13 protein-coding genes are annotated in these 17285 nt (G+C 34.2%); 7 read left to right on the forward strand and 6 right to left on the reverse strand.

Annotated elements, in window-relative coordinates:
• Positions 1–3 precede the first annotated feature (3 nt).
• On the forward strand, positions 4–1413 hold the full coding sequence (locus ACNQGB_RS06545) for a RagB/SusD family nutrient uptake outer membrane protein (protein ID WP_417944506.1): 1410 nt from the start codon (positions 4–6) through the stop codon (positions 1411–1413).
• Positions 1414–1417: 4 nt separating this feature from the next.
• Positions 1418–4000, forward strand: a complete 2583-nt coding sequence (locus ACNQGB_RS06550) for a S9 family peptidase (RefSeq protein WP_417944505.1) — start codon at positions 1418–1420, stop codon at positions 3998–4000.
• Positions 4001–4043: 43 nt separating this feature from the next.
• Here the strand turns inward: ACNQGB_RS06550 and ACNQGB_RS06555 are convergent, their stop codons facing one another.
• The 4 genes from ACNQGB_RS06555 to ACNQGB_RS06570 form a co-directional block, all read right to left on the reverse strand.
• Positions 4044–4322, reverse strand: a complete 279-nt coding sequence (locus ACNQGB_RS06555; protein ID WP_086452579.1) for a DUF6520 family protein — start codon at positions 4320–4322, stop codon at positions 4044–4046.
• Positions 4323–4411: 89 nt separating this feature from the next.
• Positions 4412–5896 carry a MauE/DoxX family redox-associated membrane protein gene (locus tag ACNQGB_RS06560; protein WP_417944504.1) on the reverse strand — a complete coding sequence of 495 codons (1485 nt, stop codon included), beginning with the start codon at positions 5894–5896 and terminating at the stop codon, positions 4412–4414.
• Positions 5897–5983: 87 nt separating this feature from the next.
• Positions 5984–6904, reverse strand: a complete 921-nt coding sequence (locus tag ACNQGB_RS06565; RefSeq protein ID WP_417944503.1) for an AraC family transcriptional regulator — start codon at positions 6902–6904, stop codon at positions 5984–5986.
• A 37-nt stretch (positions 6905–6941) separates the two neighbouring features.
• On the reverse strand, positions 6942–7325 hold the full coding sequence (locus ACNQGB_RS06570) for a DUF7793 family protein (RefSeq protein WP_417944502.1): 384 nt from the start codon (positions 7323–7325) through the stop codon (positions 6942–6944).
• 221 nt (positions 7326–7546) lie between these two features.
• Here ACNQGB_RS06570 and ACNQGB_RS06575 point away from each other — a divergent pair, with 221 nt between their 5' ends.
• The 5 genes from ACNQGB_RS06575 (at position 7547) to ACNQGB_RS06595 (ending at position 15199) form a co-directional block, all read left to right on the forward strand.
• On the forward strand, positions 7547–9976 hold the full coding sequence (locus ACNQGB_RS06575) for an aminotransferase class I/II-fold pyridoxal phosphate-dependent enzyme (RefSeq protein WP_417944501.1): 2430 nt from the start codon (positions 7547–7549) through the stop codon (positions 9974–9976).
• 203 nt (positions 9977–10179) lie between these two features.
• Positions 10180–11025 carry an RteC domain-containing protein gene (locus ACNQGB_RS06580; RefSeq protein WP_472777093.1) on the forward strand — a complete coding sequence of 282 codons (846 nt, stop codon included), beginning with the start codon at positions 10180–10182 and terminating at the stop codon, positions 11023–11025.
• Positions 11026–11279: 254 nt separating this feature from the next.
• Complete coding sequence (locus tag ACNQGB_RS06585; protein ID WP_417944499.1) at positions 11280–11603, forward strand: helix-turn-helix domain-containing protein; 324 nt, start codon at positions 11280–11282, stop codon at positions 11601–11603.
• Positions 11604–11671: 68 nt separating this feature from the next.
• Positions 11672–13096, forward strand: coding sequence for a DUF3945 domain-containing protein (locus ACNQGB_RS06590; protein WP_417944498.1), 1425 nt, complete (start codon positions 11672–11674; stop codon positions 13094–13096).
• Between the two features lie 21 nt (positions 13097–13117).
• Entirely contained in the window at positions 13118–15199 is a 2082-nt protein-coding gene (locus ACNQGB_RS06595) for a type IA DNA topoisomerase (RefSeq protein ID WP_417944497.1), read from the forward strand.
• Positions 15200–15625: 426 nt separating this feature from the next.
• On the opposite strand, the gene ACNQGB_RS06600 is transcribed toward ACNQGB_RS06595, so the two are convergent.
• Both ACNQGB_RS06600 and ACNQGB_RS06605 read right to left on the reverse strand, forming a co-directional pair.
• A complete protein-coding gene (locus tag ACNQGB_RS06600; protein ID WP_417944496.1) occupies positions 15626–16882 on the reverse strand; it encodes a type II toxin-antitoxin system HipA family toxin in 1257 nt (418 codons plus the stop codon).
• 49 nt (positions 16883–16931) lie between these two features.
• Positions 16932–17222, reverse strand: a complete 291-nt coding sequence (locus ACNQGB_RS06605) for a helix-turn-helix domain-containing protein (RefSeq protein ID WP_417944495.1) — start codon at positions 17220–17222, stop codon at positions 16932–16934.
• Between the last annotated feature and the right edge of the window lie 63 nt (positions 17223–17285).

Here is a 17285-nt window from a genome sequence, read left to right on the forward strand (position 1 = left end):
AATATGAAAAATTTACAATTTATAACGGTACTAACAAAGCCATTCCAGGTGTATCGCATTCTTTTGGTTTTGGCACTGATACTGTCTTCAAGTTCCTGTAGTGATTTTGTCGAGGTTCCATTGCCTAATTCTCAGCTTACAGGAACTACAGTTTTTGAAAGTGAATTGACAGCAAATGCAGCAATGGCACAAATCTATGCACAACTACGAGACGGAGGCATCCTATCTGGATTACCTACTGGTGCATCTGTCAGAATGGGATTGTACGCTGATGAATTACAAGATTATACCAACTCTACAATTTCCCTACCTATTTACAACAATGCGCTTACGGCTGACAATGCTACTGTGGCGTCACTTTGGACTTCAAGCTATAGTCAAATATATAACGCAAATTCAGTTATTCAAGGTGTTGAGAATGCGACTGGGTTAACTATTGCGGTTAAAAACAGAGTGTCGGGTGAAGCACTATTCGTTCGTGCTCTAGTGCATTTTTATCTGTTGCAAATTTATGGTAGCATCCCCTATATTACACGAACCAATTATGAATTTAATAGAAAAGTTACGCGCAGTTCTGCGGATGAAGTATATGCAGCAATCGCCAACGATTTAGAAAGTGCCAGTGCTAGATTGCCTGAAAATTATAGTTCTTCGGATCGTGCCAAACCCAATAAAATGGTGGCCAAAGCCATGCTGGCTAGAGTATATTTATATATGAATAAAAATACAGAAGCAGCAAATGAAGCAACTACTGTTATCAATAGTCCGCTTTATGCTTGGGAAACGGATTTAAACAAAATTTTTCTAAGAAATAGTAAAACTACTATTTGGCAATTAACATCAGCAACAGCGGTACGAAATAGTAATGAAGGTACAACTTTTATTTTCGTATCTGGACCGCCACCAGTTTGTGCGCTTCGTGCCGATTTTATGAATGCATTTGAAACAGGCGACCAACGCAAAGTGAATTGGACAAAGTCAGTTACCACTGGACTAAATACTTGGTACCATCCCAATAAATACAAACTACGTACCGCAACAACAAGTTCGCAGGAATATTCTATTGTGTTGCGTTTAGCAGAACAATATTTGATCAGAGCCGAGGCAAGAGCAAAACAAGGCGATTTAGCGGGTGCAAAAGAGGATTTAAATAAGATAAGAACGACCGCTGGTTTACCAATAATTACATCAACTATTGCAACTGATATTTTGTCTGAAATTCAAAAACAAAGAAGATTTGAGTTTTTTACTGAACACGGGCATCGCTTTTTTGATTTAAAGCGCAGTGGAACAGTCGATGGAATACTATCTGTTTCAAAACCAGGTTGGAACAGTTCAGATATTTTGTGGCCTATTCCAGAGCTAGAATTGAATGCAAATCCAAATTTACAACCTCAAAACACTGGATATTAAAGTTATGAAGTTATTAAAAAACAATAGTACTATTGCTTTCAGTTATTCTTATAAAAAAACAATTTTGTCATTTTGGATAGTAATATCCTGCTCTATTTACGGGCAGGATAATTCCAAAAAAAACATTGCTGAAGCAGAGTATGAAAGGTGGGGCAAATTAGAAAACAGAGCTATTTCCCAGAAAGGAAACTGGATTTCATTTGATATGCAGTACAGCAATGGTTCAGATACATTATTTGTAAAACATACAGAGAAAAATATTGGATTTAGTTTTCCACAAGGAACACAAGGCAAATTTGGCGGTGAAATTGCATTTGGTGCCTTTCAAGGAGATAAAGTAATAGTAACCAACTTAGAAAATAGTGAAAGTACTGTTATATTGAATAGTGCTGCTTTTGAATTTGCAAATAGTGGGAAAATTATTGTGAGCTATTCCAATGATAGGGAATTAATCATGAGAACAATAAAAAACAAAGAAATCATCCGTGTTCCAAATGTAACAGAATACCAATTGGACCAGCTTAATAATATACTGACTTATCTCACTAACAATAATGGGAAAAGTAGTTTCGGAACAATAAAGCTTCGGACAAAACAAAAAACAGAATATCACACAACGCAAAACAAATTATCTGGTCTGACATTAGCAGAATATGGAAAAGGTGTTTTTTGGCTCGAAGAGGCCATCAACGGGAAATACACAAAACTGAACTTCTACAAAACCCAAGATAACAGTATTCAAACCTTTGAGCCAAAATCATTCTCAAATTTTCCAGAAAAGCATGAAATTGTTACCACAAAATCTTTCAAAATTTCAAGTGATGGTAAAAGGATATTTTTTGGAATCGCAAAAGTCAAAGAAGAGGCAACACCAAAAAAAGACGATGTCGAGGTTTGGGATACAGAAGATTTATGGATTTATCCAAAAGCAAGTAGGGAAAATCTTGAGGGGTATTCCACTTTATCGGTTTGGTTTATCGAAGAAAAGCGCTGGAATACGATTACAAGTAAAGAACTTCCTTTTGTACAGCTTAACGGCAGTAAATCAGTTGCATTACTTTACAATCCCACTGCATATGCACCTCATTTTAAACGCTATGGTGAGGTTGACTATTTCTTGTACAATCTGGCTGATGGCACCAAAAAGCTATTTTTAGAAAAGCAACCCGGCGAAAATTACTTATTGTCTTTTTCTCCAAATGGAGCATACATATGCTATTTTAAAGATAAAAATTGGTGGCTGTACAATATAAAAACACAATCTACGGTGTCAATTGTGCCACCTGCAGGTTCCGAATGGGTTTCAAATGATTTAAAGTATATAACTAGACCACATGTTTTTGGAATGAAAGGATGGAGTGATGATGGAGAATACCTTTTACTACAAGATGAATTCGATATCTATCAATTTCACTTCAAAACAAGTAAACTAAAACGCATTACAAACGGACGAGAAAGCGGTACTTACTTCACTGTAGATGGTTCGAACATCAAGCAAATTGGAAATGATAATTATAATGGTTGGGCACTAACTGAAATTAATTCAGCTAATGATTTAATCGTGTCATCAAGAAATGCAACAACCAAAGCACAACAATTCAAATTAGTTTCTACATCCAACACTTTAATTCCAGTAGCAAATAATGATACAAAATCAGATGAATTGCGAAGAGCCAATAATGAAGTCTATGTGTATCGAGAACAATCACAAAATGAGTCTCCAAGAATTGTATCATTTAAAAACGGTGTAAATAAGGTTCTGTTTGAAAGTAATACCCATGATAAAAACTTTAATCAAGGAAAGGTAGAACTAATTTCATTTTCAAATTCAAAAGGAGACAAACTGCAAGGATTATTATATTATCCGGTAAATTATGAAGTAGGCAAAAAATATCCGATGGTAATCAATTTGTACTCGCAAATCACTAACGCACTTTACGAATATTGCATTCCAACTTTATACAACGATACTGGTTTTAATGTGAAACATTTTGTGCAACGAAATTATTTTGTACTAATGCCTGATGTGAAATATTATGAAGGAGAAACCGGAAATAGTGCACTGGACTGTGTTGTTGCTGCAAACAATGCCGTTGTAAAAACAGGAATGATTGACACCAAGCATATTGGCTTAATAGGGCATTCTTTCGGAGGTTATGAAACAAATTACATTATTACAAAATCGAAAATTTTTGCAGCGGCAGTATCGGGTGCAGCAATTTCAGACATGGTAAGTTGGTATTTTAGTAACTCAAAAAGTCTCAATATCCCAGAATTATGGCGAAGTGAATCGCAACAATGGAGAATAGGAAAATCTATTTTTGAAGACAAAGAGTTGTACCTAAAAAATTCACCCATACTTTATGCAGATAATGTTACTACACCATTACTTTCTTGGGTGGGTAAAATGGAGACTAATTTGCCCTACGAACAGAGTTTACTTTTTTATAATGCGTTGAGGAGAGCCAAGAAAAAGAATGTTTTATTAGTATATCCAAAAGACCAGCATGTAATTGTAATCAAGGAGAATAAAATGGACCTTACAAAACGAATTACCGATTGGTTTGACCAATATTTAAAGGAATAAAATAAATAAGTGCAGTTTGAAAAAACTGCACTTATTCGTTAATCTACGGATTAACAGTTCTAAAAAGCGGCGTAGAACAGGTCGTTTCACTATCTTTATCGAATACTTGTGAAGAACCACTCATACAAAAAGCATTTCCAGTAACATCGCAATCTACGTTTACCAGTTTACAACTGGAAGGGAGTGGTGAATGGATATAACCATTAATAATTGCCGTAGCCGTTTGGCTTTCTTTAGCCGTACTAGTGGTTACAGCAGCAGCACTAGCCAATGAGAATGCTACCATTGGAAGCACCATCAATTTTAAAAAATCTGTTTTCATAATAAAAAAATTAATAATTATTATTTCGATCTACTCTTTTCTACAGGTTTTCGATCTTACCCCTGATACCGGCCAGTATATCTTTCATTTTATTTTTTTAGTTGCGTTAACATTTGGGTCCCAAAAGTATATTTTACAATTTGATGTCCTACTATTGCATACAAGGCCTTTTCAGTTATCAATAAATCACTCATTTTCATTTTATTTTCGTGGTAGATGTAGAAACTGAATAAATAGATTTTATTGGTAATATCATAAACATCTATTATGGAGGCATAATTCCAATTTTTTTTACTTTCATAACGACCACGAAGCCCTGATTGATTAAACAAAAGTTGATTAAAGGCAGCACTTCTTAAATTAACAGTATAAGGCGGAGCTGCAAGTTTACTATCCCCTGATTTTTTGACTCTGACTACTTTTAATTTAGCTTTGGTAGTGGTGTCAATAGTCGTAACGCGATGGACAAGTTGCAAAGCTGTATCGGCTACAATAAATTGATTCCGATAGAAATACGTGTAAACGATTTTCTTTAAACCTTCGCTATAAGTCAGGGTTCCGTCCCTGTCAAAAATACCGTCTATTTGTTTTTGTAATAAGTGCTTTTGCTTTCTAATTTTTAAAGAATCATCTAAAGCTATGGTACCCAATATATTTTCGTAAGTACCTAATTGTTGTCCTCTAAATATACAAAGAGTAGAATCAATTGGTTGTAATGTAGTAAAATAAGGTTTTTTGGTAGCCCAAATGGTAGCTTTCCAATCAGAAACTAAACCCCGATAAATGATAGGAATAGAACCATCATAAAGAAAAAAATGAGCACCCACAATTTTTGTTTTAACGGCTCTAAAAGGTAAAGTATCTGGAATAAGTTGAATAGAATATTGTTTTTTATGTTGTAATGTGCTGTCAAACTCAATGATAGTTAAAGGTGAAATTGTATTTCCTAAATAGATCTTTCCTTTAGAGCGGCCGGCAAAGTAAAATCCATAATTATTTAAGTTTTTTGTTAAAGTCCTTGATGCAACGTTGGGAGTAAATCGACGAATAAATGGATTTTGCTTCTGCATCGTATCCTCTGATGATAAAAATATAAAAACAACGAAAAGCACACTTGATACTACTATCGCTAAAAGTGTGATAATCACTTTTTTGTGGAATTGACAAAGCATAAGTCCACAACTACCTATGACGATGAAAAAAAGGTTGAAAATCAAGTGTTCAGTCCATCCTAACTTTTCTAAAATTCCACCACAAGAGCATGGAATAAACGAACTAAAATTCAAAATTAAAATAATATATGTAGTAAAAAAAGTCATTAAGCCCACTGATAAATAAAGGGCCTTTATTCGACTTACTCGCAGAGATAAAGCAAGTACTAGTCCCAATTCCGCAAAAATTACAAGAAACGAGATAGAAGCAGCATAAGCACTTAAAAGTGGCGACTGGCCTAATTGTGTTTGAAAGTTTTCAAAATCAATTAGTTTACTGATTGCAGCATAGGTAAACAAAACGATATACAGGAAGCAGACCATCTCTAAAAATACATTTTGTAATTTAATATTCAGTTTCATAGTACTTTTTATTTAAAGCAAAATTCTGAATTATATAATGACTACAGTTGTCTTTTTGGGAGTAAGAGATGACTAAAACGGATAACTTTAATCCTCATCTGACGAAATAAAACCAACTTCATTTCGCTTTAATTCGTTGGGAGAAAAACCAAATTGTTTTTTAAAAGATTTTGAGAAATTTGGATAATTATTAAAACCATTCATGACAGAAATATTTTTTAACGGTATTCCAGTATGTTCAATCATAAAGAAAGCTCTTTTGAGTCGCTCTTGATTATAAAACTGATAAATACTAGTCTTAAAAAAATGGCGAAAACCATCTTTTAATTTATGTTCATTTGTTCCGAATTTAGAAGAAAGTACCTTTAAGGAGGGAAGGGGTTCTTCAAGGTGTGCTAAAATATAATCATAAAGTTTTTGAATCAATAATGCATCTGCCTTTCGAGTTTTATTATGTTTCTCGTTTTCATTCCCATACAGTAAAGGACTATAAGTATCTTGACGTGCAGGAGTAACCAGATTTATTATAATTTCCGAACGATTAACCAACCTTACAATGTTACTGGCGACCGAAATAGGTAAGTGTTTTTCAGCTGTAAAATCTAATGTAATGGTTATAGGCAAAGTACTATTTGTCTCAAGTACTTCTTGAAATTGTTCAAAAGAGGCTTTTGTAATAATATCCGCCAAAGATAAGTTTAGCAACTCCGATTCTGAATAACCCAAAAAAAGAATAACTTCAGGTGTAAAACTATTAATAAGAAAAGATGAATCTAAAACTATTGTGCTTAAAGCTGTAAATTGATTTGTCCTATGTGTATTCACGTACCCAATTTGAAAAATGGACTCTTTCATTTCTTCCGCAACCATATTAATTAAAACAACTAGCGTTTCCAATTCTTCATCATTTGAACTTAAAGGAATGCGACTGTTGAAATTGCCACGTGCCATCTCAAATAACATTTGATGAATTGTAACAATACGCTCTTCGTTGTATGTTTTATTCATAAGATTCAACTTTTAATTTTTTATCTTACACTAAACGCTAAACAAACCCTTTTAGATAAATTAAAGCGTCATCTTCTTTAGTGAAAATTTGAGTGGGTACAGAAGGCTTACTAATCTCTACATAAAAAGTACTAATAATTAAGGAAACTTTTTCATGTACAATTAGTGCTACTGCTTGCGTCAAAATAGAGCCCGACTGTGCTAAATGATCTCTTCCAGCTTTCTCAGTAGCTACAACACCTCTAATATCACATAAAATAGGATAAGTACATTCGTTTTGAAAATGGATTCTATCGGTTACTACACACTGGGATACCCTTAAATCAATAGTTGTATTAGGTTTGTATTCAAAAAAGAGAATGCCACCAGAGATCCAAAATCTGGCGAAATCATTCTCATAAAAATCATGTGCTGCAATCATGTTTTATGGATTTAATTTTTCTAATTTAACAAAAATATAAACATCTATTAATAAGTCACTTGCCAATTTGGGATTATTTGTTGCAATTTGGATGTTTTAGTTGTCAATTTGGGACTTTGACTTGTTATATTGGGAGTATTGAGGTATAAGATGAAATAACTTTAAATTTTTATGATGAATTTTAGAAATCTAATTTTTAAAACAACCTAAATAATTTGAAGATGGCAAAAATCAAGCACAACAATTTCATTGATACGGTCGATGAGGTTTTATCAGGAGCAAAAAAAGAAGGAGTACTGCATCTATATGCAGAAGACAAAAAATTGACGGGTAGGACAATCCAAATTAAGGGAAAGGAAATGTTTCATTTTGGTACAACTGGGTACTTGGGACTCGAACAAGACATTCGGTTGAAAGAGGCCGCAATAGCAGCCATAGACAATTATGGTACACAATTTCCACTTTCTAAGTCATATATTTCGCATCCGCTTTACAATGAACTAGAGCAAAAAATAGAATTAATGTATGGCGTACCTCCGATTATAACAAAGAACAGTACATTAGGACATTTAGCTGTTATTCCGACATTGTTAAGAGATGAAGATGCCGTGATAATGGATCATCAAGTACATTGGAGTGTACAAAATGCGTGTCAGCTTTTAAAGCTACGAGGAATTCCAGTAGAAATGATCCGACATAGCAATTTGGAAATGTTAGAAGATAAAATCAAACAATTAACTACCAAATGTAATAAAATCTGGTATATGGCTGATGGTGTATATTCCATGTTTGGTGATTATGCACCTATCCTAGAATTATTGGCTTTGACTCAAAAATATCCTCAGCTTCATCTCTATTTTGACGATGTTCATGGTATGAGTTGGCGAGGTAAAAATGGAACTGGTTATATTTTTGATGCGATACAAGAACTTCCCGAAAATTGTATTGTTGTGAGTACACTAAGTAAAACCTTTGGAGCCAGTGGTGCGACGGTATTTTGCAGAAATCAGAAACTAAGAGATAAAATCAAAAATTTTGGCGGACCATTAACCTTTTCCGCTCAGTTAGAACCTGCATCTGTTGCGGCAGCAATTGCTTCGGCAGACATTCATTTAACTCCAGAAATAGAATTGAAACAAAAAGGCCTAACTGATAAAATCGATTATTTTAACCAGTTACTATCAAACGGAAACCTCCCTATAATTTCAAAAAATGATTCGCCAGTGTTCTTTTTGGGTATGGGTACGCCTGTAACAGCTTATAAGTTTGTACATCGCCTATTTAAAGAAGGATTTTTTCTGAACTTGGGAATTTATCCAGCAGTTCCAATAAAGAACACAGGAATCAGAATAACATTATCGAGCCACAACCAGCTGGAAGATATTACAGCCTTAACTGATGCAATGGAATACCATTTTCCCAAAGCTTTGGAAGAAACAAATAATAGTGAAATCAAAATAAGACAGGCTTTTGGAATGGACAATAAAAAAGCAGAAAACATTTCAGAATCAAAAGAACAGGAGCTCTTTATCGAAGAAAAAAATACCATTCAGGATATCATAAAAGAAGAATGGAACCAATACATGGGAAAACAAAATATCTTTGATTGGGAAGGACTGGTTTATTTAGAAAAAACTTTCAGCCGGCATCCAGATCCAACAAACCAATGGGATTTTTATTATTTCACTATTAAAGACAACAAAGGTACCATACTGTTAATAACCTTTTTTTCCTACGGTCTTTGGAAAGATGATATGCTGGCTACTGAATCGGTCTCTATTCATTTGGAAGAAATAAGAAAGACTAATCCTTTATACCTCACCTCAAGAGTATTGGGTATGGGTTCTCTATTCACCGAAGGAAAACACTGCTACATCAATCAGGAACATCCTTTGGCAGAAAAAGCATTGAAACTATTATTGGATAAGCTGGAAGAAAAATACAATGACTTAAATGCAGACATGCTAGTTTTAAGAGATTTCGAAAAAAACAACAGCTACAACAAAACAGTAGTAGACCAAGGTTATTTCAAAATAGATATGCCGGAATCCTGTGTAATTGAAAACCAAGTTTGGCATTCATACGAAGAGTTTACAAAAACATTATCGTTGCGTTCCCGTAAACATTTCAATAAAGAGATAGAACCATATGAGCAGTACTATGATGTTGCAATAAAAGATAAATTAAGCAAATCAGAAATAGCAAGAGCATATCAACTCTACAACAATGTAAAAGACAATAATTACGCTATCAATACATTCCGATATACACAAGAAATTTTCGAAAGCATGAATGAAAGTCCCAACTGGGAGTTTATAATATTAGCCTTGATATCAGAGCCCGAAAATCCATTTGTTGGAGTTATGTTCTGCTACAAAAACGACAATTATACCTATGTCCCTGAATTAATAGGTATGGATTATAAATGGGCAAAAGAATACGAACTGTACAGGCAATTGTTATTTCAAACCATAAAAAGAGCGAATGAATTACAACTTCAAAAGATAGATTTTGGAGTGTCAGCCTCATTTGAAAAAAGAAAATTAGGAGCTAGGATAATTCCAAAAGTAGCCTATGTTCAGGCAAGAGATAATTATGCAATGGAACTTATGAATACTTTGCAAAATGATTACAAATCAATTGCAAAATGACCAAAGATATGGACAACTAATATTTAAAAAGATGTTTGAAGAAGCGATTGAATCATTTAATGCTGTCGGTAATGAAATTTTCAAGCAAACTAAACAATTCAAAATAAGGGTTGCAATGGAATTATATTGTGTAATATAACATTAACATTCTTAAAATTTGGGACCTAAATGAATTACTTATTCACTTTAATATTGTCAGTATGATGCAGTCCACTTATAAAGATGCGCTCTACAGTATACTAAAAAAAGAACAGGAAATAAGTTTGGAATCAGTGCATGTAATAGACGAATCCTATCGTATGACTAAATTCCTTCAGGATTTATTATCAGGTATGAAAAACCATGTTTTGGAACATCATTTTACAGATGAAAATGAAGAAATTGAATTCTTCAGAATCATAAAACCGCAAATTCTGGGTAAGTTAATCTATTACAACAAGATGTACAGAATAGAAACCTCTTGTCCAGTGAGTACAGGAAAAATGTATTATAAATATTATTCCAGTGAATTACAGCAGCTAAAGCAGGAATATAAGGAACATATTTGCAATTCTGATTTTTACCGATATTACCGTTCTGGAAGAACTGACAGGGACCACGATTTTTTTAAATTGGGGAAGATAAATCTTAATACGGGCCTTAACAGTTTTATCTTTGAAGTTGATATCCAATTTTCTACATATTATGATTACAAAGTTTCCCGTATTATAGCGGATGAACTGCTTTATAATTATTTAATTATCAAAATAAATCCTGTAGACAAGCCGGGTATGGCTTTACAGAATACCGAATCTACCAAAGATGTTTTCTGGACAGAATCTAAAAATGCACTGATAGAATTAATTTATGCTCTTTACGCATCTGGAGCAATTTCTAATGGTAAGGTAGGAATCCGTAAAATCAGTTTAATTTTCCAGCTATTATTTCGTGTCCAATTGGGAGATATTCATCATGCATTTCATCGCATGAAAGACCGCGCAGGTAATCGCACTTTATTTTTAGACCAACTCAAATCTTCTTTAGAGCAGTATATGGATAGAGATTTATAAATAATTATAATATTTCCACATTTAAAAGCAGTATTTTAAAATACTGCTTTTTTTGTAATAGCTACCCATATATACCCATTGGTAAAGTTCGCTCTGCACAAAACTTCACTTGTAAAAGAGTAACGTTATCATCTGATAAATAATCAACTATATATTTTTTAGAAATTTAAAAATCTTCTTTTCAATTGGCTAACCTTGGCAGAATATAGTACAAATGTATTCCAACTTTGTATAAATGATTAAAACATATCTATATGAATATCGATAGAATGGAATTTATAAGTTGGATGGAACGTATCATGGACCGATTTGATTTAATGAATGATCAAATTAATGATGTCCAAAAAAGTAGAAACAATATTGATGGAGAAGAATTGCTTGATAATCAAGACGTCCTTCAAATGTTAAAAATCAGTAATAGGTCTTTACAGCGCTATAGATCCTCAGGTAAACTGGCCTACTATACACTTAGTGGCAAAATCTATTATAAACAATCGGATTTACACCAGTTTATTCGTGAGAGTTTTAATGCCTCTTTCAAAGAAAAAAGACAAAATAGGACAAGTCAAGCCAGTTGAAGTCATTAATTGATTGGAAGGTTCTTGTCCCATTATTTTCGGGTAATGAAATTTAAAATACTGTTGTAATGAACGAACAACCTACTGATAGACCAGAATTTTCAGAACAATTTTCGGATGTCTTACTAGTACATGATACAAAAAAAAAGAAAATTGAAGTAGTTAAGGATATTGGAAAAGATCAAGAACGGGAAACGATATTGCCAAAAAAAAAGAATGAAAACCAGTTTATAAGGATAGACAAACACGGAGATCTATTAACTAATTTTTTCAGCAATTTCTACCATCAATTTAAAGATCCTACCCATTTTCTTTTTTTAAGCTTTTCAGCAAAGCAAGTAACTGCTATAGCTATTGAAATAAAAAAAGCGATAAAAAATTTTAGCAAAGATGTAGAAAAAATAATAGTTAAAAATGAAATAAAAATAAATTATAAACAAGAAAATAAGAATACTATGGAAACAACAAAATTGACAACAGAAACGGAAAACCGTTACAAAGTAGAGCAAATCGATTGGAAATCAATGTCTAATATTGGTTTGTCTAAAGAAAGACTTGAAAAAATGAATGTCCTTGAACCTTTACTAAAAGGCTACAAAACAAATGAATTAGTTCCAGTCACTCTTGATTTAGGAACTTCAATCACTAAAATGGATGCTAGGCTTTCGCTGCAAGCAAAAGAAGATGGGCAGGTAGTATTGGCAATTCACGGAATTCGAAAAGAACCTCAATTACAATTTAAGTTCTTTGGCCATGAATTTACAAAAGAGGACAAAGATAATTTGCTTAAAAATGGAAATATGGGGCGAGTAGTTGACTTGACAAACACCAAAACAGGGGAAACAATTCCATCAATCATTAGTATTGACAAGTTAACAAATGAACTTATTGCACTGCGTACAACCCTCATTAAAATTCCAGAAGAAATCAAAGGCATTAAGATTGATGGCCAACAAAAAACTACATTGTCAGAAGGAAAACCATTGTATTTAGAAGGTATGATTTCTAAAAAAGGAGAACCTTTTAATGCCTCGGTACAGTTTAATGCAGATAAGCGATATATCGAGTTTTTGTTCGATAGAGGAAGTAGCTACAAGCAAGCTGAAAAGCAAGATATTGAAGTTCCAAAAACCTTTCGTGGGAAAGAACTAGATACTGCACAATTCGAAAAATTTAAGGAAGGGCAAGCAGTTTATGTAAGCGGTTTGCTTGACAAGAAGGGAAAAGAATACCAAGGATACGTCACATTCGATAAAGATAGTGGAAAAACAAGTTTTTCTTTCGATAATCCCAATAAACTAAAAGAGAAAGCGCAACCTAAAGAAGAAAGTAAAACACAGGTTGCAGTTAATTCCGAAGGTAAAACCAACGATACGACTAAGCAAATTAAAGAGCCTTTGAAAAGCAAGCAGAATGATCCTGATAATACAAAACAGCAAGAAAAGCAGGAGAAACCCAAAGTAGCTGCTAAATCTAAAGGTAGAAAAATGTAATTATCTTAAAGACTTGTTCACATGAAAGTAGTAATTGCTGAAAAACCAAGTGTTGCTCGGGAGATTGCTCTCTTGTTAGGAGCTACAGAAAAGAAAGAAGGTTACTTGATGGGAAATGGATATCAGGTAACCTGGGCGTTCGGACATTTAGTGTCTTTAGCCATGCCGGAAGATTATGGAATTAGTGGGTTTCAAAGAGAAGCTTTGCCAATATTACCTAATCCATTCATATTGACAGTACGTAAAGTAAAAAAAGACAAGACTTATATTCGTGATCTTGGAGCATTGAAACAACTGAATACTATTGATCAACTATTTAAACAGTGCGAGAGTATCATTGTGGCCACGGATGCTGGGCGAGAGGGAGAACTTATTTTTTGGTACATCTATGAATATTTAAACTGCTCTAAACCTTTCGAACGATTATGGATTAGTTCGTTAACCGAAAAGGCTATTCTGAAAGGATTTGAGAATCTTAAATCAGGAAAAGACTTTGATAGTTTGCATGATGCAGGAGTGGGAAGGAGTCGTGCCGATTGGTTAGTAGGGATTAATGCGTCGCAAGCACTAACTGTCACGAGTGGAGGTGGTATTTTTTCATTGGGTCGGGTTCAAACTCCAACATTAGCATTAATTTGTAAACGATTTTTAGAAAACCAGTCATTCACAATTGAACACTATTGGCAAATTGAATTAGAGCATAACAAAGAATACACTGATTTTAAAAGTCTTTCTACACTTAAATGGGATGAAGGTAAAAAGGCTGAGTATGCATTGAAAACAGTGCATAAACATGGAAAGGCTTCAGTGATTGCCATAGAAACCAAAACAGTTAATGAGCAGCCTCCATTGTTATTTGATCTTACAGCATTACAGAAGGAAGCTAACATAAGGTTAAATCTAACGGCAGAGGAAACGCTCAATATCGCTCAGAGTCTCTATGAGAAGAAATTCATTAGTTACCCACGTACTGGGAGCAAATATATTCCTGAAGACATGTGGGATGAAATTCCTAAGTTGATAAGGATAATAGAAGAGATAGAGAAATTCAAAGCTGTAATTGCTAAAATGAGATTAAATCGTTTGAATAAAAGGATAGTCAATGATTTAAAAGTGACCGATCATCATGGTATATTGATCACGGATAAAATACCGTCCGCTTTGTCAGCCAAAGAGAAGGCAATTTACGAAATGATTGCCTATCGATTATTAGAATCAGTTTGTCCAGTTTGCACAAAAGAAATAACGAACATTCTACTGCAAGTTGCACACTATGATTTTGGATTAAAAGGAATTAAAATTCTCGATGCAGGCTGGAGAGTTATTAAAGGTGATTTTAGCGATGATGATAAAGATCCAATTCAAGAATTACCAGCCCTAAAAATTGGTGATGAAGTAAAGATTAAGACAGCAAAAGTATTGCTAAATAAAACCAAACCACCAATTATTCATACGGAAGCAAGCTTGCTTTCTGCAATGGAGAACGCAGGTAATCAGATTGAAAATGAGCAGGAGCGTAAAATAATACAAGGTGCAGGAATAGGTACCTCAGCTACTAGAGCAGCCATAATTGAAACACTTTTTAAGAGGGAATATGTCAAACGCGAAAAGAAACTTCTACTGCCGACAGAAAAAGGATTAAAGGTATATGAATTGGTAAAGGATAAAAATATTGCTAATGTAGAATTGACTGCAAACTGGGAACTAGCTTTGCAAAAAATTGAGAATAAGGAATTGAATTTAGTAACCTTCATGAAAGAAATAGAAACTTTCACAAGGTCTTTAACTCAAGAAATACTTGATTTAGTAATAGAAGTAGAGCGACAACCTGAACTTATTTGTCCAAAATGTAAGGTCCAAAAATTGATTATTCGGGACAAGTTGGTAAAATGCAAGGACGAAAATTGTAATTGGGTTCAGTTCAGAAATATATGTGGCATGCAGCTCAGTCTTGTGGATTTGGAAACATTAATAACTACGGGAAAGACCAATCTCTTAAAAGGGATGATAAGTAAATCAGGTAAGAAATTCGATGCTTTTATAGCTATGGATGAAGGAGGAGAAACCTCTTTTATTTTTCCCCAAAAGAAGAAAATGAAATAAATTAGTTGATGAATCTCTACTTGTTTTAGTAAAAAGTAACTATTACTGAATCTGCAATTCTCACAGAAAAGATTAATCTAAGAGATTTGAGTACCAACTCAAATTATAAAAAGAAAGGCTATAAGCAGGATAGGGCTGGAACGCAGCGGAGCGTAGGCACGGAGCGCAACGGAATGAAGCTTTATCCTGCTTATATAAGCCTGACCGAACGCAAGGAATGAACGTGCGGAGCTGAGGAACGGAAAAGCCTGAAAAAAACAGCTGCTTATTTTTAAGCTGCTGTTTTTTTTTATGGGTTGTGAAGTGCTTGCGAAGGGTAGGTGTGCCGAAAAACAGATTTCGTTTACACCTTAATCATGAAAGCATACCGACTGGAGTAGCCGAACGGAGCAAAATGAATGACTGGAGTGAGACTGATTATTTAAACTATCTCTGATAAATAAAAGCCTTTTCCATCATTTCCAACTCTGCTCTAGAAATTCCTATTTTTGTGGCTATCGCTTTCCAGTTGGTTGTAACTTGTATGACTTCTTGAATGATGTTTTCCATTTGTGAAGCATTCAATCTAAAATACTCCCCAACACTTTTAGCTAATTCAAAAACCAGCGCATTATTATCCATATCAATATTGAGAGCCAAACCATCTTTGTCTATGGATGGGTTAAGGTCGTAAGCAGGGGAGAGCATCCAACCTTCTTTGGTTAAAATAAATCCATGGTTACGCAAATGGTCATCGGTGTTAGAAATGGCTATATTAAAAACGATTCTGCGCCATAGTTGGTGAAGATTTTCTTCTACGTTTGCACCTTGATTACTAATAAATTCGGCAATATCTAAATAACTTGCGGGATTATCTCTTATAGTATCTTCATTGTTGCCTGTCATTGTCATAGCCGACGCAAAATGAATTCTTTCACCTTTCTCCCTGTCAAAGCGTTTGGTAAAGAATGTATTGTGCTTGCCCATTATTTTTTCTATTCGACAGGGCGCCATATTGATTCCGGCACTAATAGCCAATTTATAGGCTAAAAATTCCCAAGCTGCTTTGTCTACTACATCTGTTTTGGAGGGGAATTTAGCAATCCAAAGACTTTTATCGTTGTCTAAAATATTGGCTTTGGGTCTTGCTCCACCCAATGATGACCCCGGTGCCATAAGAACCGCTAACCATTTATTGACCTCTTCATTATCTTTGTCGTTTTCGAAATTAGCGGCTGCATTTTGGAGTTCTCTGATGGAGGACCAGGGCGGGGTAGAAGTAGTTTTATTGTTATCTAAGAAATCTCTATTCGGGTCGGTTTTAAATCGTAATGCACCCATACGACTTTCATCATATACACCTAATAGAAAATCAATATCATAGAGTGTTTTTGGCTTTTCGTTCCGTTCTCTAGCAAGCTGGGCTTCTCGACGTTTCATTAAGGTTTGTCCCCAAGTATCAGGCATGCTGTCTAAAAAAATACCGAAGTTTTCTTTTTGGTTTGGGTATTGTAGACCACCATATAATTGGATATCTGGATCCAAAAGGAATTTTTGTTCTGTTTTGAGCCAGTTTCTGTCGTATTCAAAACTAAATGCTTTTTTACCTTTGGCTTGTTGTGCAGATAAGACACCAATTAATTTAGGTTCCTGCATTTCTTGCCAATGGGCGTAAACGTAGATGTCGGTTTTACTTTGTGACATGTTGTGTGTTTTGAATAAGTGATCTGTTTAATTTGTTTCTAGCAAGGGATTACTTTAATAGTTCAAGGTCTTGAAGTTTTCTTCCTAGTTCGTCGTCAGCAGCTATTTTTAAAAAATCGTCTTGCAAACCGAGTACTCTCAGAACATTAAAATAGGCACCTATTGCAACACTAGAGTTTCCTTTTTCTATTTGGTATAAAGTGGTTCTAGCAATATCGGCTCTTTCGGCAATTTGTACTGCAGTGAGCTTTCTTCTTTTTCGAGCCAATTTAATATTCTCACCCATTTGCTCTAAAAGGAGTTGGTGTTTAGGGAATAAGACTTGCTTTTTTGCACTCATTTTAAAAATGTTCATTAATATGAACAAAAATAGCGAATATGTACATAATAACAAACATTTAAT

It is taken from the genome of Flavobacterium frigidum (assembly GCF_048286795.2).